Here is a 22,628-nt window from a genome sequence, read left to right as displayed (position 1 = left end):
ACATCCGTTGTCTTTCTAGGCAACGGATTTTTTTTGTTCATAAGGTGACCACTTCCCGAAAAGGGTGTCCTATTAAGTGTACTCGAAATGGATTGAATGTATTTGGGTCGGCATTTTCGATGTAATGAAAAAATAGATAGTCCTTGCGGGTTGTCTGGATTTAGGTTGGTTGATTTGGTTAAGGGAGCTGTGCATTTTGTACGGCTCTCTTTTGAGTTTCGAAAACGGTCCACAACAATGAAAGTATGCTCTTTAAGATAATTCTATTTTTCAACTTGGTCTCTTTGGCCATGGCCATATATATGTTGCTTTCTTATTTAAAAAGCAAAAGGGACAAGGATGAGAGAAAAAATCCGGATGATGCTATATAAACACTATCCATGTATTGTCCATTTTTGCCAACCTTTATGTAGTCTTTTTTCCTTGTGACTATAGTTGGTAAGGATGAAAGGCCGCGAAAGCGGCCTTTCTTGTTTATTTTTTACACACTTTGGCTAAGTCTTTACACACTTTTACACAGTTCCAAAAACCCCATGAATTTATAATCATTTGATAGTCAATGGATAATATCAAATTGAACAATAGCTAAAATTTTGGCATTGGTTTTTCATATAACTAATCGAGTTTAACAATTAAAATCATAATACCATGAAAAATTTAGCTATTGCAACCGTATTGTCCTTTGTAGGAATCACAGCTTTCGCCAATGTAGAATCTCCAGAACTTGATATGGATAACGCCACTGTTATTGTTGCCCAGGACTTTGAGGAAATAGAAGTTTCTTCGCTACCTGAGGCTGTATCCAAAGCAGTGGAAAAGAACTACCCCACGGCCAAAATTGACAAAGCCTACAAAAATGAGAAGGACCAATATAAATTGGATCTATCTCTAGAAGATGGTACTACAGGAACCGTATATGCCGATGCTGAAGGTAACTGGATCGACATGTAATTAAAGTTTTCGAGACCGTGTTAGGTTAGTTAGTTTGGTTAGAAAGGGCTGCATTTGCAGCCCTTTTTTTGTGATAACTTTATAAATGTACGGCCGTCCATGCATTACGTGGCATCGTATATTAGATATCTGAGCTATGCCCAAAATCTTGATCATCGAGGACGATACTGCTTTTTGTCAAATGCTTCAAAAGTTTTTGACCAAGAATGGCTTTGTCGTTTCCACAAGTTATACCATCAAGGAGGCCGAAGAACAATTAAGAAATTCACATTTTGATGTAATCTTGTCCGATGTAAGATTGCCCAAAGGCAATGGGGTTACCCTCCTTCCCCAGGTAAAAAAAGAATCCCCCAATACCCAAGTGATTTTGATGACCGGCTATGCTGAGGTTCGCACTGCGGTGAATGCCATTAAGAATGGGGCTTTTGATTACATTTCAAAGCCCTTTACCCCTGACGAAATTGTTACGGTAATCAACAATGCCTTGAACACCAAGACAACAAATCAACAAAGTAAAGTTGAGAAACCAGCGACCAAGGCAGCACAAAATACCCAAAAGAGTTTTTTGGTTGGGGAGAGTGAAAGATCCAAGAAGTTGCAACAATATGTGCAATTGGTGGCTCCCACCAACATGTCGGTTCTATTGACCGGGGAAAGTGGTACAGGTAAGGAAGTGACTGCCAATGCCATCCACAAGGCCAGTAACAGAAAGGACCAGCCTTTTGTAGCGGTGGATTGTGGTGCCATACCCAAAGAAATTGCCACCAGTGAATTTTTTGGACACGTAAAGGGAAGTTTTACCGGGGCCATTGAGGATAAGGTCGGACATTTTGAAGCAGCCAACGGGGGCACGCTCTTTTTGGATGAAGTGGGCAATCTATCCTACGAACATCAGGTGCAACTGCTCAGGGCCATCCAAGAACGAAAGATTAAACGAGTGGGCAGTACCAAGGAAATTCATTTGGATCTTCGGATTATTGCTGCTACCAATGAAAATTTGTTGGAAGCTATTGATGACGGGGCCTTTCGGGAAGATCTTTACCATAGGTTGAACGAGTTTTCCATTGAGGTACCTTCCTTGAGGGAACGTAAAGAGGACATTCTGTTGTTCGCCAACTATTTCTTGGACAGGGCCAACATGGAATTGGGAAAGGATGTTTTTGATTTTTCCGAGGACACCAAACAGATGCTATTGGATTACCCTTGGCCAGGAAACCTTCGCGAAATGAAAAACGTGATCAAACGCGCCGTCCTTTTTACCCAAGGGGAAACAGTATTGTCTGATTCGTTGTCCAGCGAAGTGGTTCAGGGTGTCAATGGTCGCCAAGAGCCTTCATTTTCCAAATCCGAATTTGAAAAGGAACGGATCATGGAAGCCCTGAAACAGACCAACTTCAACAAGAGCAAGGCGGCAAAACTTTTACAGATTACCCGAAAGACCTTGTACAACAAAATCAACCAGTACCAACTGGAAGTTTGATCAAATAATCTTGAATTTCTGTTTCCAAATCAAACAACAACTGTTTCAGTTTGGTAAGCAGTTGATAAACCTGTTCTCCTTTTTCATGTTCGTCAAGGTTTTCCAACTGTTCTAAAATGGATATGGAATCTTTTACTTCCAACTGCCTGAACATGGGCAGCATTTTGTGCGCAACAGATCTCAATTCCTTATAATCACTATTTCCGATAGAGGTTAAGAGCAGGTCTAAATTCAAACGGTTATTCTCCAAAAAAACCTGTAGCACTTCTTGTATCGCCTTAGGGCCATCTAAAAATTCGGCAATCTGTGAAATGCTGAACAATGCAGTATCAGTTTTCGGAACCTGGGGAAAAGCCTCTTCAAAATGATTGTTTGCTTTTCCCAATGTGGAAAGGAGTATGTGGGCGGAAAAGGGCTTCTGGATTACATCGGTAAAACCAGCACTGATAAAGGTGGATTTCTTGCTGATGGATTGTCCGGTCATGGCAATCACTGGATTTTCAAAACCCATTGCTTTCAACGTTCCCAGAACGTCAAAGCCATCCATTTTGGGCATTTGTATGTCCGTGAGTACTTTGTCAAAACCAAAAATCTCGGAGTGTTCCAATTGCTTGAAATTTGAAACGGTTTTTACCCTGATATGGTTGATCCTACCAATTTCGGCAATGAGTTCTAGCATGTTTTCATCATCATCGATGACCAAGACCGAAGTGGGAAGATCTCGGGTATGTTCCTTGTTGGGACCCTTATCAAAGAAAGAATGCCTCGAAAATTGGATGGGAAGTTCCAAAGTGAAGGTACTGCCTTTATGTACCTCACTTGATAGGGATAGTGTCCCTCCCAATAGTTCTGTCAATTTTTTAGAGATGGTGAGTCCAAGCCCATATCCGCCCTGTTTGTGTTCAGGGTAATCGCCAGCTTGGGTGAATTCTTGAAAGATCAGTTCCTGTTTTTCCGGTTCAATACCGATACCGGTGTCGATGACTTTGATGTGAACCCATGGACCATCCTTTTTTTCTTGTACCGCTGCAACAACCTTAATGAATCCTTCCTCAGTAAACTTATATGCATTTCCGATGAGGTTGGTCAAAATCTGGCGAATACGGAAAGGATCGCTAATGATGGGTTTGTTGAGTTCTTCGGGAATCTCCAATTTTAGTTCCAGTCCTTTTTTATCATTGATTTCATCAAAATGGCTTGCTGTTTCATGGATCAAGGAAGCAAGTACAAAGGGTACTTTTTCCAGCTGTACCTTTCCAGCCTCCAGTTTGGAAAAATCCAAAAGGTCATTGACCAAGTTGTTCACATACCCCGAAGCGGACTTCACATTTTTCAAATAGTTCAGTTGCTTGTTGTTGAGGCCGCTGTGTTCCATCAATTCGGAATATCCATTGATTGTGTTCAATGGGGTTCTTAAGTCGTGGCTTACCGTGGAAATGAGTTGTTCCCTACTTTTCAGCAAGGATTCTGAATATTTTTTCTCTTTCTCTAGTTGCTCCTGATATCGTTGTCCTTTCCAATAGTCTTTCGAGATCAAAAAGGTGAACACAATAACGATAATCAACCCCAATATCACGGCCCCACCAGCCAAACGGGTACTTCTTTGCAGGGCTTGTTTTTGGGTGATGTTGTCCAAAAAGGCGTTCTGTACCATTTCCCTTTCAAAATCGGAAAGGACGCTCCGCATCTTTTGGGAAAGTTCCAGATCGGTGCGGTAAATCTGAAGTTCCTTTTGCAGCATGGACCGTTCCATGGCGGCGGTTTGGGTCTTTGCCTTGTTCAATATGGACTTGGAAACCTCCAATATCGAATCAATGTTATTGGCGTTGGAAGCCCCATCCGAGTTTGGGATGTTCTTGTTCAGGATGGCCACATATTCCCGGATGGATTCCTGGGTATCGGGGGATAATTGTTCAAAGTTGGGGGCAAAGGTTTCCGGGGTGATTCTTCCCATCTCCACTTCCATTTTATGGAAGGCCTGCAAAACGGAATCAAAGGATGCGTTGTTTTCATTTTTCACCTTGAGCCTGCGTAACTCTGCACTATTGAAGACCTTTTGTTGCAGGAGATGTTGCACGCTGTCCAGTTTGGAGACTTGGTTCCCGAGGTTAGCCTGTGCCAAAGGTTTTAGGGAGTCGATCAAAATAGTGATCGAGTCCACTTTCTGGGCATAGGCCTTTAGATCTTTAGGTTGTTTGGACTGCAGGGCCAATTTGGAAAGGTTTTCCGCCTCGTATAGATTGGTGAGCAGTTCATTGGTACGTAATAATTTTAGGTTGTCATCCCCTTTGCTTTGGGTTGATGCATAGCTTTTGAATTCATCATAGATGAAATAAGCGGCCAGCAGCGCCAAAACGCCCAGCACTGCATAACTGAAGATAATTTTTAGTGTAAACCTTTTTTTAGATCTAGGGTACATATTCTTATATACGCCCAGACTTTGGAGCCATAGTTCTAATCAAAAGTTAAAATTCCGGATGGTTTTTTATGAAATATGAAGACCGAACATTACATTTGCCCCATCTCAAAGGGGTGCTTTTGTAAAAAGGCTGAGATTATACCCAATGAACCTGGGCGGGTAATGCTGCCAAGGGATTGCGCTAGGCGCATCTTGGAATTTCTATGTTTCTTTAGAAACAAAAATCAATTTATTAACAAGAATAATGACCCCTTTTATTCGTAACATTTTTACGAATGAAACCCTTATTCACAACATTGGCCCTTTGTGGCCTGGGGCTCACCATGAGTGCCCAACAGGAAGAACCTGCCGACACTTTGGAAGGCAAAAAAGTGGTCCTGGACGAAGTCCTGGTCCAAGCCGTCCGGGTAACGAAGGAATTTCCCATTACCTTTTCCAACTTGGAAAAAGAGGATATTACTCCTCGAAACTTGGGACAAGATGTGCCCATTTTGATGAATTTCATGCCTGCCGTGGTGACCACATCGGATGCCGGGGCCGGAATTGGCTACACCAGCATTCGGGTGCGGGGTAGCGATGCCACAAGGGTGAACGTCACCATCAATGGAGTGCCTTACAACGATGCCGAGTCCCAAGGAACCTTTTGGGTGAACATGCCCGATTTTTCCTCATCTACCCAAAGTTTGCAATTGCAGCGAGGGGTAGGAACCTCTACCAATGGAGCAGGGGCTTTCGGTGCTAGTCTTAACATGCTCACCGATGCCTTTTCGGAAGAGGCCTATGCCAAGGTTTCTTCTTCTATCGGAAGTTTCAACACACTTCGGAACAATGTAAAGTTCAGTACCGGATTGCTCAATGACCATGTGGAATTTTCAGGTAGGCTTTCCCGCGTAACTTCTGATGGTTATGTGGATCGGGCGAGTTCCAAACTGGATGCCTATTTTCTGCAGGGGGTGTACAAAGACGACAATACCCTGGTAAAAGCTCTGCTTTTTGGAGGGCATGAGGTCACTTATCAAGCATGGAACGGGATTACTGCCGACGAACTTGCCACAGATCGTACTTTTAATTCAGCAGGGATGTATACCGATGAAAATGGAATCGTCCAATTCCACGATAATGAAGTTGACAATTACAAGCAAGACCACTTTCAACTGCACTGGAACGAAACCTGGAGCCCGGATTGGACCACGCATTTAGCCTTGCACTATACCCGAGGCAGAGGTTTTTTTGAACAGTATAAGGAAGATGAAGATTATGCTGACTATGGTTTGGAGCCTATTAACATAGGTGGGGAAACCATAAATACTACTGATTTGATACAAAGAAAATGGCTAGTCAATGATTTTTACGGGACCGTTTTTTCGGCAACCTATAACAAGAACAATCTTAAACTGATTTTGGGTGGTGGTTATAATGAATACAAAGGCGATCACTTTGGGGAAATCATCTGGGCACGATACACCAGCAATAGTGAGATCAGAGATCATTATTACGATGACAATTCCATAAAAACTGATTTTAACAGCTATGTAAAAGCCAATTATCAGTTGGACAGCAAGTGGTCCATCTTTGGTGATGTGCAATACCGCAGGGTGGGTTATGAAGCCAATGGCGAGGATACCGGTCTGGTGGATGACACCTTCAATTTTTTCAATCCAAAGACAGGTGTCACTTTCGATTTAAACCGAAACAACAATTTCTATTTATCATATGCTAGGGCCAATAGGGAGCCTAACCGCAACGATTACGAAAGTGGTAGTCCACGACCTGAAAAACTGAACGATTTTGAGTTGGGCTGGCGCTATGTTTCCCCAGATTTTCAATTGAACGCCAATGTGTACTACATGCGCTATAAAGATCAATTGGTGCTTACCGGGGAATTGAACGATGTTGGGGCGCCCTTAAGGGCGAATGTTGGGGACAGCTATCGATTAGGGTTGGAATTGGACGCCAATTTGAGGTTTGCACAGAAATTTTTGTGGAGGCCCAATCTGGCCCTGAGCGATAACCGAAACCTCGACTTTTATTTTCAACGGGACGGTGTGCTCCAGGACTTGGGCAATACCCATATAGCCTACTCCCCTCAATTGATAGCGGGGAACATTTTGACCTACCAACCCCATGAAAATTTTCAAGTGTCGTTGTTGTCCAAATTTGTAGGGAAACAGTACATGGGCAATATCGATTCCGAGGGTTCCACCTTGGATAGTTATACCCAAACCGATTTCAATGTTCAGTATGTGATCCAAACCAATGCCTTTGTAAAAAGCATTGTGCTTTCGGGTCTGGTGAACAATATTTTTGATGCGGACATTGTTTCCAATGGGTATTTCTATACCTATGATGATGATTTTTCCAACCCTGGAACCGTAACCACCATTGAAGGTGCCGGTTACTACCCCCAAGCGGGAATCAACTTTTTGTTAGGGGCCACTTTCAATTTTTAGGATATGAAATGAATGGGATTCTGTAATTTTAACAAGATGGCAGAATCCCATTTTCATTTTTCAGAAGAGAAGCCCTTGCGATGGGGTGTGATCGGTTGCGGTGGCGTGGCCGAAAAAAAGAGTGTTCCTGCATACCAGATTACACCAGGTTTTAAGGTAGATATGGTCATGCGGCGTAATGCCGAAAAGGCTGAAGATTATGCTAAAAGGCATAACGTTCCGCAATGGACCACCAATGCTGAAGAAGTCATCTTCAACCCTGAAGTTGATGCCATTTACATTGCCACTCCTCCCGATTCCCATAAAAAATATGCCTTACTAGTGGCCGAAACGGGCAAACCCTGCTGTGTGGAAAAGCCCATGGCTCCGAATTATCAGGACAGTTTAGCAATCCATCAAGCGTTCGAAGCAAAAGGATTGCCTTTGTTTGTGGCGTATTATCGTCGCTCGCTGCCTAGATTTTTAAAGGTAAAGGAATGGTTGGATGATGGTTTGATCGGTGAGGTACGCCACATCCATTGGGAAAAATCCAAACCGCCCAATGATTTGGATCTGAACGGCGGCTACAATTGGCGGACGGACAAACACATTGCCCCTGGGGGCTATTTTGATGATTTGGCCAGCCATGGATTGGACCTGTTCACGTTTCTTTTGGGTGATATCACCGGGGTAAGCGGCATAGCCAAAAACCAACAAGGATTGTATTCAGCCTTCGATGCCGTCTCTGGCATTTGGCAACATAAAGGTGGTGTAACCGGAGAAGGCTTTTGGAATTTTGGCACCCATCAGCGGGTTGATAAAGTTGATATTTATGGTTCTGCGGGCAAGATTAGTTTTTCCGTTTTGGATGAGGCTCCCATCCAACTGGAAAATGTATCAGGGCATCAAATATTGGAAATTCCGCATCCTGAACATATTCAGGAATACCATGTGGCCAATATCAAAAATCACTTATTGGGTAAATTGATCCATCCTTCCACCGGAAAATCGGGATTGCATACCAGCTGGGTCATGGATAGGATTTTAGGAACTCTTTAATTGGAGATGATCACCACGTTTCCACTTTGTGTGGCCTTATAAAAAAGAAGGTCGTAGTATCGTTTTCCATCATCGGGGCGGTCCAATTGTTGGCCTGTAAAGAGGCTGTAGGTATATCCCTCGCAACTACAGACTACATTTTGCCCATCAATGGTCATGGTGGAGCAATTGTTGGGAGCATGGTTGGGACAACTGGCCTCAAAGGCATAGTAGGTATCCAAGCTGGATTTGATCACGAAGGCGCCTCGGGTACCGACACCGCTGTTGCCCACATACACCGGATTCCCTATGGTGTTCAAATCGCTGTACAAGGGTAAATTTAGGTTTAGTTCAAAGCGAAAGCTCACTTCTTGGAGGTAAGGATTTCTATTGGTACTATCTGAACTACAGGAAATTAACAATATAAGCAGGGCAAAGCTCCAAAAGTGCTTCATAGTAGGTGTTTCTTGACATTGCTCAGCAAAGTTGAACAAAATTTACCTATATTTGCGTTAAATCCTCGCAAAATCCATGCAGGTCATGGGACTCGTTGAGGATTTTTTGTATTTGTAAAGAAGAGTTCATTGGGGAAATTATTTTTTTGATTTTCTTCAATGTTCTTTTGCATTAAAATTTGAAGTCATGAGCAAAGTATCATACTACACAGCGGAAGGATTAAAGAAATTGAGGGATGAGTTGAACCAACTCAAGGATGTGGAACGTCCAAAGGCATCACAGGCCATTGCAGAAGCTAGGGACAAGGGAGATTTGTCCGAAAATGCTGAGTACGATGCAGCCAAGGAGGCACAGGGGCTTTTGGAGATGAAAATTTCTAAAATGGAGGAAACCTTGGCCAATGCCCGTTTGATCGATGAATCGCAATTGGACAATTCCAAGATATTGGTGCTTTCCACGGTAAAGTTGAAGAACCTGGCCAATGGCATGCAAATGAAGTATACCCTGGTAGCGGAAAGTGAGGCCGATCTAAAAACGGGAAAAATTTCAGTGACCTCTCCCATAGGAAAAGGCCTATTGGGCAAATCTGTAGGTGACGTGGCCGAGATCAAGGTGCCGAACGGAACTTTGAAATTGGAAATTTTGGAAATCACCAGAGACTGACAGCAATTAAAATTCTGTATATTTAATCCCGTCTTAGGACGGGATTTTTTATTTAAAACCAATCACAATGGCCAGCATTTTCACCAAGATCATCAACGGGGACATTCCTTGCTACAAAATAGCCGAGGACCAGGACAATTTCGCTTTTTTGGATATCAACCCAAACTCCAAAGGGCACACCTTGTGCGTTCCCAAAAAAGAAGTGGACAAGATTTTGGATATGGAAGAGGAGGCCTATATGAAACTCATGGCCTTCTCAAGAAAGGTGGGCAAAGCTATCGAGGCAGCTGTTCCCTGTAAACGTGTTGGGATGACGGTCATTGGACTCGAAGTACCCCACGTACATGTTCATCTTATCCCACTACAGAGCATGGCGAATGCCACCTTTCAACATAAGGAAAGTCTTAAACCGGAAGAATTTGAAGCTGTGGCCGAAGCTATAAAAGCCCAACTTAGTTGAAACCTTCCAAATAAAAGTATACCCCACCTGCCACCAAGCAGAGCATAAGCACCATAATAATAAAGAACAAGGTGGTGAACCTTACCGAAGGCCTATCGGGCTGAACCAACTTGTTATAGTAGTCAAAAACCCTTTCAATATCTGGGGTCCAATTGACCGGGTAAATTTTGGAATGACACTTCTTGCACTCTATTTCATGTGTTACCTCGTTCGTTGTACGATGAAAGAACGGGTTAAAGGTGTGTTTTTGAAAAAAGGTAAGCTTCAGTTCCTGATTATAACATTCGGGGCAGTTATTGGTAATATCAGCTTCCTTTATTACGAGTCTTTTTTCCTTTGCCATAGGTCATTTTTCAATTGCTCTCAGGGAAATCTGCATGATTGTTCCTTCCTTACTTGACGAAAATACTTTAATTTTTCCTTTATGGTACTCTTCCACGATTCTTTTAACAAGGGAAAGTCCTAATCCCCAGCCTCTTTGCTTTGAGGTGAACCCTGGACTGAAGATGTTTTGCCAGTCGCTTTTTGCAATGCCATGTCCGGTGTCCGAGATTAAAATATTGACGTTGTGTCCCTTCTTTTCAATCTGTATGGCAATGTTGCCCTTGCCCCGCATCGCATCGATACCGTTTTTGACCAAGTTTTCAATGCTCCAGTTGTACAAGGGGGGGTTCAGTAGTACGGGAACTTCATCCACATTGCTACTAAAGGAAAAATGGACCAGCTTGGAGCTTCGCTTTTTCAAATATTCGTAGGCCTTTTCGGTTTCGGCAACAATGTTGTGCTCTCGCAATTCGGGAATGGACCCGATTTTGGAAAAACGTTCGGTTATGGTCTGTAATCGGTCAATGTCCTTGCCAATTTCTTTGGTCACATCCGGGTTGATGTTTTCCGTCTTCAACAGCTCGTTCCAACCCAAAAGGGATGTCAATGGCGTGCCGATTTGATGCGCCGTTTCCTTGGCCATACCGGCCCAAAGCTTGTTCTGCTCCGAAGCCTTGTTGGTCCTGAAGAAGAAAAAGATGACCGCCCCGAACAGAAAAATGATCAATAGGAGCGCCAAGGGATAATATTTCAATTTGTTCAGTACTTCGGAGTTGCCATAGTAGAGTGTTTCCAACAATTCCCCATCCTGAATGATTAAAATGGGTTCGTTCTCGTTTTTGAACTGGGCTATCTTTTTTTGGATGTAGAGACTATCGGCCACTTTTTCCTCGGGAATATTGTGCGTTTTGTATGACCCTTCCTCATTTAACAGGATCATGGGGGTAGAAGTATTGTTCCCCAACACTTTCAATGTGAGGTTCCCTAATTCCTGATCCACAGAAGATTGGACGAGTTCCAACTGGGCTGTGGCCCAGATCTCCATTTTCAATCGCTCTTCCTCTTTGAACTTTTTGAAAAAACTGTTGGTGTTCCACAAAATCAAACTCACGATCACAAATGCGGAAATCAGCAGAATGATGTTGGAAGCTTTCCTTTTAGGACTGAAGTTCATTTTTGGCTGAATTGTTATTAAAGATAGCGGAAAATGGAAAACATGTTAATAGTTCGTTGAAATAACGGGTTCCAAAGGAAATCATTTTATGTACTTTTGAAATTCAATTAAAATTAACATACATGGAAGTTCAGGGAAGAATCAAAATGATTGACGAAACCAAGACGTATGGAAACAATGGTTTCAGGAAAAGAGAGTTGGTAGTAACCACGGAAGAGCAGTATCCACAACATATTTTGGTCGAGTTTGTCCAGGATAAATGTGATCTGTTGAACAATTTCAGTGTGGGCCAAATGGTGAAGGTCAGTATCAATCTAAGAGGTAGGGAATGGGTAAACCCACAAGGGGAGACCAAGTATTTTAATTCTATCCAAGGTTGGAGGGTGGAAAGCCTGCAACCTGAATCCAACGCCGATAATATGCCACCGGTTCCTCCCATGGAGGCCTTTGAACCTGTGGATGACTATAATGAAGAAGATCACGACGACCTTCCCTTCTAAGATATCTTTTTAAATGGTATAGAAGATCTGGGTGTAAGCCCAGATCTTCCTGTTTTTGGCCCTATTGTGTATTTTTAAGAAAAATTGCGCCGTGGATGACTTCGAAGAGGGACTACCCTTATATTTTTTGAACAATAGGATGGAATTTCCACCCGTGGAGGCCGCCAACGAAGATGGCCTGCTTGCTGTTGGGGGGGATTTATCCATGGAGCGGCTTCTGCTTGCCTATAAAAATGGCATATTTCCTTGGTTCAATGATGATTCCCTCATTCTTTGGTGGAGCCCCGATCCCCGTATGGTCTTGTTTCCGAATAAGGTCAAGATTTCCAAAAGTATGCGTAAGGTGTTGCGGGACAATCCGTTTGAGCTTACCCAAAACACCTGTTTTGAAAAAGTGATGGAGCACTGTGGCAAGGTGGAGCGTAGCGGACAGGATGGTACTTGGATCACTCCGGAGATGAAATCAGCCTACGCGAACCTACACAAAGAAGGTTGGGCCAAATCCTATGAAGTTTGGGAAAATGGCGAATTGGTCGGGGGTTTGTATGGAGTAGACTTAGGACATATGTTCTGTGGGGAAAGCATGTTCAGTCTACGGCCGAATGCATCAAAGTTTGCCTTCATCAAAATGGCCCAAGAACTAGAGCGGAAAGGCTATGGTCTTATCGATTGCCAAGTGCATACCGATCATTTGGAAAGCTTGGGGGCCGAACTGATTCCTAGAAAAAAGTTTATGGGTATCCTGCGATCCAAAGACTAGACTTCAAGATACCTGAAACAGTTTACTTCGTGGTCGTTCACCATTCCTGTGGCCTGCATATGGGCATAGATGACCGTACTGCCAACAAATTTGAATCCTCGCTTTTTCAGGTCTTTGCTAATGGCATCGGAAAGGGGCGTGGTGGCCGGGGCATGTTTATAGTTGGCCAAAGTGTTTCGAATGGGTTCGTGATCTACAAACCCCCAGATATATTGACTAAAGCTTCCAAATTCCCTTTGCACTTCCATAAATGCCTGTGCATTGGAAATGGTGGCGTGGACTTTCAGTTTGTTTCTGATGATGCCAGGATTTTGTAGAAGTTCATCCACTTTATCCTGATCGTACCCAGCTATTTTTTTATAGTCGAAATAATCAAAAGCCTCTCGGAAATTTTCGCGTTTTCTCAACACGGTGATCCAGCTTAAGCCTGCCTGAAAAGTCTCCAAGATCAAAAATTCAAAAAGGGTTTCGTCGTCCTTTACAGGTACTCCCCATTCTGTGTCGTGATATGCTTCATAAAGGGGGTCTCCCAAACACCATCCGCATCTATGTTTGTCCATTTGGTTTCAGTTTTGTTCAAAAGTAAGGGAAAATTGAAAATCGTTAATCGAAAGTTAAAGTGTTGAATATTGATAGTAATACTATTATTTTTGCGAGAATTTATTTTAAAAGTAATCCAATGGATGTGTTGATGCAGACCCTAAAGATTGGGATAAACGAGAAGTTGTACATCAAGGACCCTGAATCTTCGAGCCTTGGGAAAAAAATTGTGGAGGAAAGTATATTGTTGATCGATGAGATTGGGTTTGAGCATTTCACTTTCAAAAAGCTCGGGGCAAGGATTAATTCCAATGAAAGTTCCATATACCGGTATTTTGAGAACAAACACAAATTATTGCTCTATCTAGCCTCATGGTATTGGGGATGGATGGAATACCGGATGGTCTTTGATACCAATGGCATTTCGGACCCTGTGGAAAAACTCAGCAAAGCCATTGAGGTCCTGACCCAAAATGTGGAGGAGGACAATGCTTTTTCACACATCAACGAGGTGGTGCTGAACAAGATCATCATCAACGAGTATTCCAATTCGTATTTGGTCAAGGAATTGAATGATGAGGATAAGAACGGTTATTTTATCGTATGCAAGCGATTGGTGAGCCGTTTGAGCGAGATGATCGTGGCTGTGGATAAAACCTATGCCTACCCTCTGAGTTTGGCCAGTACTATTTTAGAAGGCACCCTTCATCAATATTTTTTAAAAGAACATTTTCCCATGCTTACCAATTGTAACGAGACCGTTACACCGACCCATTTTTTTACGGATCTGATATTCCGCACACTAAACCTAAATGTTAATGGCTAAAAACATTCTCACCGCGTGGCAGCGGTTGATGGGCTTGCTTGCCCTGGACAAAAAAGACATCTTTCAAATTTTTTACTATGCCATATTTGCCGGATTGGTAAACCTTTCCCTGCCTTTGGGAATCCAGGCCATCATTAATTTGATACAGGGTGCAAGGGTCAGTACCTCATGGGTGGTATTGGTGGTATTGGTGACCTTGGGTGTGGCATTTGTAGGAACCCTTCAGTTGATGCAGATACGGATCATTGAAAACCTTCAACAAAAGATTTTCACCCGTGCTTCTTTTGAATTTGCCTACAGGTTTCCCAAGATCAAGATGAGCGAGCTTAAAAACTATTACCCTCCTGAGCTGGCCAATCGTTTCTTTGATACATTGACCATCCAAAAATCGTTGTCCAAGGTCCTTATCGATTTTCCGGCCGCTTTGTTGCAGATTGTTTTTGGCCTTTTGTTGCTGTCCTTTTACCATCCCTTCTTCATCATTTATGGGTTGTTGTTGGTCCTGCTCATCTACATTGTGTTCAAGTTTACGGCACAACGTGGTTTGGACACCAGTTTGGAGGAATCCAAGATGAAATACAAAGTGGCCCATTGGCTGCAGGAGATAGCACGATCCATCATCAGCTTTAAGCTGTCGGGGAAAACGTCACAGGCCATTAATAAAAATGATGCCTTGGTCGCCGATTATCTCGATGCTAGGGAAAGCCATTTTAGGGTGTTGGTGCTGCAGTTCATCCAAATGATAGGATTTAAGGTGTTGGTAACGGCAGGACTGTTATTGATCGGAGGTCTATTGGTTTTGGATCAAGAAATGAACATAGGGCAGTTTGTGGCCGCAGAAATCATCATTCTTTTGGTCATCAACTCTGTGGAGAAAATGATTATGGGATTGGAAACCTTTTATGACCTTCTCACCTCATTGGAAAAATTGGGTCAGGTGGTGGACAAGGAATTGGAGCCTCTAGACGGAGAAACACCCTTTGCAGGAAAAGAGGGCCTTTCCGTGGAACTTCAAAATATTGTGTACAAGGTGCCTGGTCGTGACAAAAAAATCATTGATGATGTTTCGTTGACCATTGATCCAGGAGCACGCATATTGATCAAAGGCCCCAAAGGCTCCGGAAGGTCAACCTTGCTACGTCTGATTGCGGGAATCATAGAACCGAATCAAGGGAACATTTTTGTGAACAACGTATCCATTTCAGGTATTAACCTCAGGGAATACAGGTCTTTGCTGGGCCATGCCCTTACCGAGGAATATCCGTTCGAAGGGACCATTTTGGACAACGTTACCTTCGGAAACAGGGAAATCCCCATGGAAGATGTGTACTGGGCGTTGGAAAAGGTAGGACTTACCCAATTCGTCAAGGAGCAACCCCTTGGGTTGAAGACCATTCTGTATCCCGAAGGCAAAAAGATTCCAGATTTTATTTCCAAAAAGATTGTGTTGGCCAGAAGCATTGTCATTCGGCCAAAGTTGATGATCCTTAAGGATCCACTGGACCAATTCGATGAAATAGAAACCGAGCGGATAATGGATTTCCTTGCCGACCCATCCAATGGTTGGGCCCTGGTTGTGGTCAGCGAAAATCCAAAATGGCTCGGCCGATGTAAGAAGGTCGTGAAAATGGAGAACGGTCGGTTGACCCATATAAACTAAGATTTATGCTGAACATTTCCTCACATAGCAAGTTGAACGAAAAAGTGGACATTACAGGCTACAAAGCTGGTAAAAAGGTATTCCACAAAAGGCATTACAAACAATTCAACCGTTTTTTGGCGGCGTTTTCCATCATTATGTTCTTTGTTTTGTTTTTGCCTTGGACCCAGAACATCTCCGGTAAGGGATATTTGACCACCCTGACCCCAGATCAGAGACCCCAGACCATTCAATCGCCTATTCCCGGCCGTATTGAAAAGTGGTACGTAAGGGAAGGTGATTATGTGGAAAAAGGGGATACGATCCTCCATATTTCCGAGGTGAAGAGTGAATATTTCGATCCCAATCTGGTGGAACGTACCGGTCAGCAGATCAAGTCCAAGTCCATGGCGGTTACATCCTATCAAGAAAAGGTGAAGGCCTTGGGAACCCAGATTACCGCATTGACTCAGGAAAGGGGATTAAAACTGGAACAGGCCAAGAACAAGCTGATCCAATCCAAATTGAAGGTGCAGAGTGACAGCATAGATTTGGAAGCGGCCAAAACCAATATCGCCATTGCGCAGCGACAGTATGATCGGGTGGTCCAATTACAGGGTGAAGGCCTTAAAGCGGTTACCGATGTGGAAGAAAAACGCCTAAAACTTCAGGAGACCCAAGCCAAGCTCATCAGTCAGGAAAACAAATTGTTGACCAGTAAAAATGACGTCATTAATGCCCAAGTAGAAATCAATCGGGTACAAGCGGAATATACTGATAAGATTTCCAAGGCACAGAGCGACCTGTATACGGCACAGTCCAACCAATTTGATTCTGAGGCACAGGTGACCAAGTTGGAAAATGAGTACACCAATTACGAAATGCGGAACAGTCTACTCTATATTCGGGCACCACAAAGTGGCTATATCAACAAGGCCATACAATCCGGGATTGGGGAAACCTTTAAAGAGGGAGCCCAATTGGTGGGTATTATGCCGGCGGATTATGATATCGCTGTGGAAACCTATGTAGATCCCATAGACCTTCCCTTGGTCCATGTTGGGGAAAAGGTTCGTATTCAGTTCGATGGCTGGCCGTCCATTGTGTTCAGTGGGTGGCCGAATGTTTCCTACGGGACCTTCGGAGGAAAAATAGTGGCGATTGAAACCTTCATCAGCCCGAACGGAAAATACCGAATGCTATTGGCCCCTGATGAGGAAGAAGCCCCATGGCCAAAGGATATTCGAGTAGGTTCAGGTGCCAATACCATGGCACTTTTAGAAGATGTCCCGATTTGGTATGAACTCTGGCGTCAACTCAATGGTTTCCCGCCCAATTATTATCAACCCCAAAACACCAGTGCAGATGCTACCAAGAAATAGGGTAATCAGCTTATTCCTTGTTGCTTTCTTGTGGGTTGCCTTTAAAGGCCAAGCCCAACAAGACTCGTTGGTGTTGGGCTTCAAGGAATATTTGGGCTATGTGAAAAAATACCATCCCGTGGCCAAACAAGCGCAACTGAACATTGCCATGGGACAGGCCAATCTGATGAAAGCCAGGGGAGGCTTCGACCCAAAAATAGAAGTGGATTATGAGCGAAAGGAGTTTAAGGGTACCGAATATTGGGACCGTTTGAACACCACGTTCAAGATTCCTACTTGGTTTGGCATTGAGTTGAAGGGAAATTTTCAACAAAATGAGGGGTACTACCTGAATCCAGATGAAACACTGCCCGAGGATGGTTTGTACAGTGCCGGAGTTTCCATGTCGTTGGCCCAAGGCTTTTGGATCAACGAACGGATGGCCACTTTGCGAAAAGCCAAGTATTTTAGGGAGCAGTCCAAAGCGGAGCAAGACCTTCAAGTAAACGAAGTACTCTACAGGGCATCTGTGGCCTATTTCGATTGGCTCCAGGCCCATAAGGATGCCAAGGTATACCGGGATTTTTTGGAGAATGCCGAAATCCGGTTCAATGGGGTTCGTGAGAGTGCCTTGGCAGGTGATAAGGCCATGATCGATACCGTGGAGGCCAAAATTGCTGTTCGTAATCGTGCATTGGGATTTGAGCAGGCCAGAGTAAACCTGATGAAGAAATCCCTGGAACTGTCCAATTTCTTGTGGATAGAGGATGTTCCCGTGGAACTACAGGAAGGGGTAAGGCCAGATGAAAATATGGCATTGGACGTGGACTCCACCTTGGAAATACAGGGCGTGCCCTTGGACAGTTTCGACTTGGACAGCCATCCCAAATTGGTTTCCTTGGAGTATAAGATCGAAGGATTGCAAGTGGACAAGCGATTGAAGACGAACAAATTACTCCCGAAGTTAGACGTGGAATACAATTTTATCACCGATACTCCAGAATATCTCAATTCCTTTATCACGGAAAACTATAAGGGAGGTCTATCCTTTCAATTGCCTTTGTTTTTGAGAAAGGAACGGGGCGATCTAAAGTTGGCCAAGTTCAAGTTGAAGGATGCCCAATTTGAACGGGACAATGCCCAGGTAGAAATTCAGAACAAGGTTACGGCCATTTACAAGGAACTGGATTCCTATGTGGCACAAAACCAGTTGATTGATGATATCGTCACGGATTATTCCACGCTATTGGCCGCAGAGGAAAGAAAGTTCAGTTTTGGGGAAAGTTCCCTTTTCCTCATCAACTCTAGGGAGAGCAAGCTCATCGATGCCTATCTGAAGCAAAACGAAATGGAGAACAAATTTTTTAAGACCAAGGCCACCTTGTTCAAGAGTTTGGCCATTAACCCAAAATCATTGTAAAAACCCATTCTGCCTTGTAAGGATTGGGATTGATTGGCAACCAATGACAAAAGTCAGCAAATGGGCAACCTGCCCAAATTACTTTTGAAAAAAATTTTTATGGAGGTTTTGGAGAAAAACAGATTGGAACTTGTTCAGGAAAGTATTTTGAATGGAATGGATTGCCCCCAATATCGGGATATGGTCCATGATTATGCGCTAACTGGAAAAACAACTGGAGAGGAGCAATCCGAACCCCGGATAAATTTCACACAGCTGAACGACCGCCGCATGAGCCGCTGGGACAAGACCTTCAAGCTACCGGAAGAAGCCCTTCAAAAATTATCCAAGTTGGATAGGGAGTTGATATTTTTGGCCATCACCGAAAGCTGGTGTGGTGATGCAGCCGCTAGTTTGCCCGTTGTGAACAAAATTGCTGAATCCAGTTCAAAAATATCCCTAAAGGTGGTTTTGCGTGATGAGAACCCAGAACTCATGGAAGCATTTTTGACCAACGGAACCCAATCCATTCCCAAAGTGATTGTGTTGGATGGTAAGAACCAAGAAATTGTGGGAGAATGGGGCCCAAGACCGCAAGGTGCCGCCGAAATGGTCGAAACCTGTAAAATAGAACATGGAAAACTGACCGATGCCTGCAAGCAGGAACTCCAAGTGTGGTACAATAAGGACCGCGGAGAAAGCACCCTAAAAGAAATTTTTGAATTACTTGCTTTGGAATAGGTAAGTGATCGTGCCTATCTGTTCGCTTTTGGAACTGGCACTGAAACGGGCCTGAAGGGCATACTTGATAGCGTTGTCCACCAAACAGCCATTGCTCGTTCCGGAACTTTTATCATTAAAATCAGCTTCGGTCACATATCCGTTGGCATCCACTTTGATGTTGATGACCACTTTGCCACCTTCAATACAGGTGTAGATGGGAGGAGGCAGGTAATAAGAATTTCGGTCTACCAAAGAAAAGGATATGGAAGTACGCCTTTCCTTGAGGTAGTTGGTGAATTCCTCTTTTTGGGCATCCCGTTCGCCCAATTTTTGTTTTTTCTCGTCCCGCTCTGCCTTTAATTTTTTCAATTGGTCTGAAAAAGCAGCATCCTCTCCAGGTTCCCCGGTCTCACTGTTCATGGCTCTTTCTTCCATAAGTTCTTCCAGGGTTTTAAGAGGCTCGGGATTGCCTATGGTAGGTTTAGCGGTTTCGTTGAAGGCCATATGACTTTTGATGGGGTCGTTGTTGGCCGCCAGTTCCTCCAATTTTTGTTCCTCTTCCTGAATCAGTTTTTCAATGTCCTCGTCGGCCAAGCTCATCTCAATAACATATTCATCCTCCTTCATTCCCCCCAAGTGGATGCTGAATAGCAACAAAACCACGATGGACATGGAGAAGAAGGTGATAATAAGCGATAATTGGCTTCTGTTCAGGTTCATGGTCTAACTATAACCGCATTTTTCCAAAAATATTTTATCCTCAGCATCCGAGCAAAAATAGTGCAAGATGCCTTTTACCCCAGCTCTTCCTTGAAAACCAAGGGGGTGGTAGCATTATTTACGTTGTAATCCCCTATTTTGGTTCTTCGGAGGGCCGATAAATAGGCCCCTGAACCCAATGCTTTTCCAAAATCATGTGCTAAGGACCTGATATAGGTGCCCTTGCTGCACACCACTCTAAAATCCACTTCTGGTAGGTCGATTCTAGTGATTTCAAATTCCAATATTTCTATTTTTCGGGCCTGCACTTCCACTTGTTCTCCCTTTCTGGCCAGTTCATACAAACGTTTGCCATCCTTTTTCAAGGCGGAGAACACAGGAGGTACCTGTTCTATTTGCCCCAAAAATTGGTTGGGGACATTTCGGATGGATGTTTCCGTAAGATGTTCCGTTGGAAAAATTTGGTCCACATCGGTTTCCAGATCATAGGAAGGAGTGGTGGCTCCCAGAGTAAAAGTGCCCGTATATTCCTTGATTTGTCCCTGCAGTTCAGGAATTTTTTTGGTGAATTTACCCGTGCAAATGACCAACAGACCTGTGGCCAATGGATCCAAGGTGCCTGCATGCCCAATCTTCAACTTCTTTAGGTTGAATTTTTTCCGAATGGCCCATTTTAGGGCATTCACGGCTTGGAATGAAGTCCATTCCAAAGGTTTGTCGATCAAAATGATTTGACCGTTCAAAAAGTCTTCTTCGGTTTTCAAAGGCTTTGGGGTTTGGGCAAAGATAAAAATCTATCCCCAGATACTCCACGCAAGGGCGATCAACCCAACGATCAAACAATAGATGGCAAAATAGGTGAGTTTGCTTTGGCGAACCAGTTTAATCATCCAGGTACAAGCGGCCAAACCGGCAATAAAAGCTGCGATGAATCCTGCACCCATAGCCACGGCTTGATCTCCATGGAAATTGATTTCGCCTCCCATCACATCCTTGGCTACTTTTCCTAGGATAAGGGGCACGACCATCAAGAAAGAAAAGCGAGCCGATTTGCCCTTGTCCACTCCCAACAATACCGCTGCGGAAATGGTGGCCCCACTTCGGGAAATTCCCGGCAATATGGCAACGGCTTGTGCCATTCCAATTACAAAGGAACTTCGGAATGAAACTCCTTTATCCGTTGTTTTGGCCAAATCCGCCAAGTACAACAAAAAGGCGGTGATGATCAGCATGATGCCCACGATGACGATGGCACCATCAAAAAATACTTCAATAAAATCATTCAAAAAGAGTCCGACCAAAGCGGCTGGAATCATGGAAATGATGATTTTCAGGGAAAACTGGGTCTCTTCGTTCCATTTGAATTGAAAAAGTCCCTTAAAAATTCCGAGAATATCTTTTCTGAACACCACAATGGTACTCAAAGCGGTGGCAAAGTGAAGAATTACGGTAAACAACAAACTTTCTTCGGGCATGGCATGGGCTCCCAAAATCGCTTTTCCCAATTCCAAATGCCCACTGGAGGAAACGGGCAAAAATTCGGTCAACCCTTGAATGATTCCAAGGATGATAGCATCGATCAATTCCAAATTATTCCTTGTTTTTGTTAGGGTTCAACAAAATGGCGTATACCTGAATGCCCAGACCGATGAGCACCAAGGTCGGTGCCAATCGAATCCTTCTAAAACTGTAGATATCCGGATTGAATACGTTGGGATCATCGCTCCCGCCGCCACTCATCAAAATAAAGCCCAAGGCAATAAAGGCAATGCCGATAAAGAGGAAAAGGTAATTTTTCTTTTGAAAAATGAACTCCTTGTTGGGTTTTTGATCGTTCTTGTTTTTCTTGCTCATGCCGCAAAGTTAATAATAAAGATCATCGGTCCTCAAGTTAAGGAAACGTTGGGTGGCAAAATGGGTACTTGCCCACGAAATGACCACTCCCAAACCAAAGACCCCGACAAACAAAAAGATAAGGGTCACATATTCATTGAACAGGTCCAACTCGGGAAAATTCTTGTTGATGTAATAGATCAAAATGCCCAAAGCGATCAAGGCCACCACAGCTCCTACCATTCCCAGTTTGATGTTCGTCCAGATAAAAGGTCTTCTGATAAAGGTTTTGGTAGCCCCTACCATTTGCATGGTCTTGATGATAAATCGTTTGGAATAAATGGAAAGTCGAATGGAACTATTGATGAGCAATACCGCTATCACTGTAAAAAGGGCACTGGCTACCAATATCCAAAGACTAATTTTTCGGGCGTTGTCGTTCAGCAGTTCAATCAAGGGCTTGTCGTAGCTTACTTCTTCCACATAGGTTTTGGAAGCCAGGTCACCAGAAATCTGTTCAATCTGTTCAGGAGAAACAAAATCGGCCTTTAAATGCACATCAATGGAATTTTGAAGTGGGTTGTACCCCAAAAACTCCACAAAATTTTCCCCAATATCCTCGCTATATTGCTCTGCGGCATCTTCCTTGGAAATATATTCTGCTGACTTGGTGTATTCGGCCAAGGCCAAGCTTTTCTGTAGTTGATCTATTTCCACAGGTTTTGCATTGTCCTTCAAAAAGACCGAAATAGTAATCTGCTCCTTAAAATGGTCTGCCAACTTTTTGGTGTTCAACACCAAAAGTCCCAGTACGCCCAACAGGAAAAGGACCAAGGCAATACTCAAAACCACGGAAAAATAGGAGGAGATCAGTTTTCTTCGCTGATATCTTTCAATATATTGGCTCATATAGTGGAATCAGTACGTAAAAAT

The 22,628-nt window shown here is 43.5% G+C and carries 24 protein-coding genes; 14 read left to right on the top strand and 10 right to left on the bottom strand.

Features of this window, described 5'->3' with window-relative positions; genetic code table 11:
• Positions 1-245: 245 nt before the first annotated feature.
• The 3 genes from D2U88_RS19770 to D2U88_RS10110 all read left to right on the top strand — a co-directional run bounded on the left by D2U88_RS19770 (position 246) and on the right by D2U88_RS10110 (position 2,431).
• Positions 246-371, top strand: coding sequence for a hypothetical protein (locus D2U88_RS19770; protein ID WP_262696594.1), 126 nt, complete (start codon positions 246-248; stop codon positions 369-371).
• A gap of 277 nt (positions 372-648) precedes the next feature.
• A complete protein-coding gene (locus D2U88_RS10115; protein WP_119640445.1) occupies positions 649-951 on the top strand; it encodes a hypothetical protein in 303 nt (100 codons plus the stop codon).
• A 136-nt stretch (positions 952-1,087) separates the two neighbouring features.
• Complete coding sequence (locus tag D2U88_RS10110; protein WP_119640443.1) at positions 1,088-2,431, top strand: sigma-54-dependent transcriptional regulator; 1,344 nt, start codon at positions 1,088-1,090, stop codon at positions 2,429-2,431.
• Here D2U88_RS10110 and D2U88_RS10105 read toward each other — a convergent pair.
• Positions 2,406-4,850, bottom strand: coding sequence for an ATP-binding response regulator (locus tag D2U88_RS10105; RefSeq protein WP_119640441.1), 2,445 nt, complete (start codon positions 4,848-4,850; stop codon positions 2,406-2,408). The two genes, D2U88_RS10110 and D2U88_RS10105, sit on opposite strands and share 26 nt — an antisense overlap.
• A 275-nt stretch (positions 4,851-5,125) precedes the next feature.
• Between D2U88_RS10105 and D2U88_RS10100 the strand changes: the two genes are divergently transcribed.
• Entirely contained in the window at positions 5,126-7,300 is a 2,175-nt protein-coding gene (locus tag D2U88_RS10100) for a TonB-dependent receptor (protein WP_119640438.1), read from the top strand.
• A 36-nt stretch (positions 7,301-7,336) separates the two neighbouring features.
• Positions 7,337-8,338, top strand: coding sequence for a Gfo/Idh/MocA family protein (locus tag D2U88_RS10095; RefSeq protein ID WP_119640652.1), 1,002 nt, complete (start codon positions 7,337-7,339; stop codon positions 8,336-8,338).
• On the opposite strand, the gene D2U88_RS10090 is transcribed toward D2U88_RS10095, so the two are convergent.
• Positions 8,335-8,772, bottom strand: coding sequence for a Rieske (2Fe-2S) protein (locus D2U88_RS10090; protein ID WP_119640436.1), 438 nt, complete (start codon positions 8,770-8,772; stop codon positions 8,335-8,337). The two genes, D2U88_RS10095 and D2U88_RS10090, sit on opposite strands and share 4 nt — an antisense overlap.
• Before the next feature lie 187 nt (positions 8,773-8,959).
• Here D2U88_RS10090 and greA point away from each other — a divergent pair, with 187 nt between their 5' ends.
• Together greA and D2U88_RS10080 are read left to right on the top strand one after the other, a co-directional pair.
• Positions 8,960-9,436: a transcription elongation factor GreA gene (gene greA, locus D2U88_RS10085; RefSeq protein WP_119640433.1), complete on the top strand. Its 477-nt coding sequence runs from the start codon at positions 8,960-8,962 to the stop codon at positions 9,434-9,436.
• Positions 9,437-9,503: 67 nt separating this feature from the next.
• Complete coding sequence (locus D2U88_RS10080) at positions 9,504-9,896, top strand: HIT family protein (protein ID WP_119640430.1); 393 nt, start codon at positions 9,504-9,506, stop codon at positions 9,894-9,896.
• Here D2U88_RS10080 and D2U88_RS10075 read toward each other — a convergent pair.
• Positions 9,889-10,239, bottom strand: a complete 351-nt coding sequence (locus tag D2U88_RS10075; protein ID WP_119640427.1) for a hypothetical protein — start codon at positions 10,237-10,239, stop codon at positions 9,889-9,891. The genes D2U88_RS10080 and D2U88_RS10075 overlap by 8 nt on opposite strands.
• A 3-nt stretch (positions 10,240-10,242) precedes the next feature.
• Positions 10,243-11,394, bottom strand: coding sequence for a sensor histidine kinase (locus D2U88_RS10070; protein WP_119640424.1), 1,152 nt, complete (start codon positions 11,392-11,394; stop codon positions 10,243-10,245).
• Positions 11,395-11,516: 122 nt separating this feature from the next.
• On the opposite strand from D2U88_RS10070, the gene D2U88_RS10065 reads away from it, so the two are divergent.
• Both D2U88_RS10065 and aat read left to right on the top strand, forming a co-directional pair.
• Complete coding sequence (locus D2U88_RS10065; RefSeq protein WP_119640422.1) at positions 11,517-11,894, top strand: DUF3127 domain-containing protein; 378 nt, start codon at positions 11,517-11,519, stop codon at positions 11,892-11,894.
• Positions 11,895-12,033: 139 nt separating this feature from the next.
• Positions 12,034-12,654, top strand: a complete 621-nt coding sequence (gene aat, locus D2U88_RS10060) for a leucyl/phenylalanyl-tRNA--protein transferase (RefSeq protein WP_119640651.1) — start codon at positions 12,034-12,036, stop codon at positions 12,652-12,654.
• On the opposite strand, the gene D2U88_RS10055 is transcribed toward aat, so the two are convergent.
• A complete protein-coding gene (locus D2U88_RS10055; protein WP_119640420.1) occupies positions 12,651-13,214 on the bottom strand; it encodes a DNA-3-methyladenine glycosylase I in 564 nt (187 codons plus the stop codon). The genes aat and D2U88_RS10055 overlap by 4 nt on opposite strands.
• A gap of 119 nt (positions 13,215-13,333) precedes the next feature.
• Here D2U88_RS10055 and D2U88_RS10050 point away from each other — a divergent pair, with 119 nt between their 5' ends.
• Genes D2U88_RS10050 through D2U88_RS10030 form a run of 5 tightly spaced genes read left to right on the top strand, consistent with a single transcriptional unit; the run spans position 13,334 to position 19,160 of the window.
• On the top strand, positions 13,334-14,020 hold the full coding sequence (locus D2U88_RS10050) for a TetR/AcrR family transcriptional regulator (RefSeq protein ID WP_119640418.1): 687 nt from the start codon (positions 13,334-13,336) through the stop codon (positions 14,018-14,020).
• The gene (locus tag D2U88_RS10045) at positions 14,013-15,680 is read left to right on the top strand and encodes a peptidase domain-containing ABC transporter (RefSeq protein ID WP_119640650.1); all 1,668 of its coding nucleotides are present in this window, start codon (positions 14,013-14,015) and stop codon (positions 15,678-15,680) included. Before D2U88_RS10050 ends, D2U88_RS10045 begins: the two co-directional genes overlap by 8 nt.
• 5 nt (positions 15,681-15,685) lie before the next feature.
• Positions 15,686-17,041, top strand: a complete 1,356-nt coding sequence (locus tag D2U88_RS10040; RefSeq protein ID WP_119640416.1) for an HlyD family secretion protein — start codon at positions 15,686-15,688, stop codon at positions 17,039-17,041.
• Positions 17,025-18,440, top strand: coding sequence for a TolC family protein (locus D2U88_RS10035; protein ID WP_119640414.1), 1,416 nt, complete (start codon positions 17,025-17,027; stop codon positions 18,438-18,440). The genes D2U88_RS10040 and D2U88_RS10035 overlap by 17 nt, the downstream gene beginning before the upstream one ends.
• Before the next feature lie 60 nt (positions 18,441-18,500).
• Positions 18,501-19,160, top strand: a complete 660-nt coding sequence (locus tag D2U88_RS10030) for a thioredoxin family protein (RefSeq protein ID WP_147378575.1) — start codon at positions 18,501-18,503, stop codon at positions 19,158-19,160.
• Here D2U88_RS10030 and D2U88_RS10025 read toward each other — a convergent pair.
• The 5 genes from D2U88_RS10025 to D2U88_RS10005 form a co-directional block, all read right to left on the bottom strand.
• A complete protein-coding gene (locus tag D2U88_RS10025) occupies positions 19,143-19,862 on the bottom strand; it encodes a hypothetical protein (RefSeq protein WP_119640409.1) in 720 nt (239 codons plus the stop codon). The two genes, D2U88_RS10030 and D2U88_RS10025, sit on opposite strands and share 18 nt — an antisense overlap.
• Positions 19,863-19,936: 74 nt before the next feature.
• Complete coding sequence (truB, locus tag D2U88_RS10020; RefSeq protein WP_119640407.1) at positions 19,937-20,626, bottom strand: tRNA pseudouridine(55) synthase TruB; 690 nt, start codon at positions 20,624-20,626, stop codon at positions 19,937-19,939.
• A 30-nt stretch (positions 20,627-20,656) separates the two neighbouring features.
• Entirely contained in the window at positions 20,657-21,451 is a 795-nt protein-coding gene (locus D2U88_RS10015) for an undecaprenyl-diphosphate phosphatase (protein WP_119640405.1), read from the bottom strand.
• Between the two features lies 1 nt (position 21,452).
• Positions 21,453-21,716: a DUF3098 domain-containing protein gene (locus D2U88_RS10010; RefSeq protein ID WP_119640403.1), complete on the bottom strand. Its 264-nt coding sequence runs from the start codon at positions 21,714-21,716 to the stop codon at positions 21,453-21,455.
• A 9-nt stretch (positions 21,717-21,725) separates the two neighbouring features.
• Entirely contained in the window at positions 21,726-22,604 is an 879-nt protein-coding gene (locus D2U88_RS10005) for a cell division protein FtsX (RefSeq protein WP_119640401.1), read from the bottom strand.
• Between the last annotated feature and the right edge of the window lie 24 nt (positions 22,605-22,628).

Origin of the sequence: Flagellimonas aequoris (assembly GCF_003584165.1) — a bacterium.
GTDB lineage: Bacteria > Bacteroidota > Bacteroidia > Flavobacteriales > Flavobacteriaceae > Flagellimonas > Flagellimonas aequoris.
The sequence above is the reverse complement of the archived record's forward strand: the minus strand, read 5'-3'. Positions and strand labels throughout refer to the sequence as shown.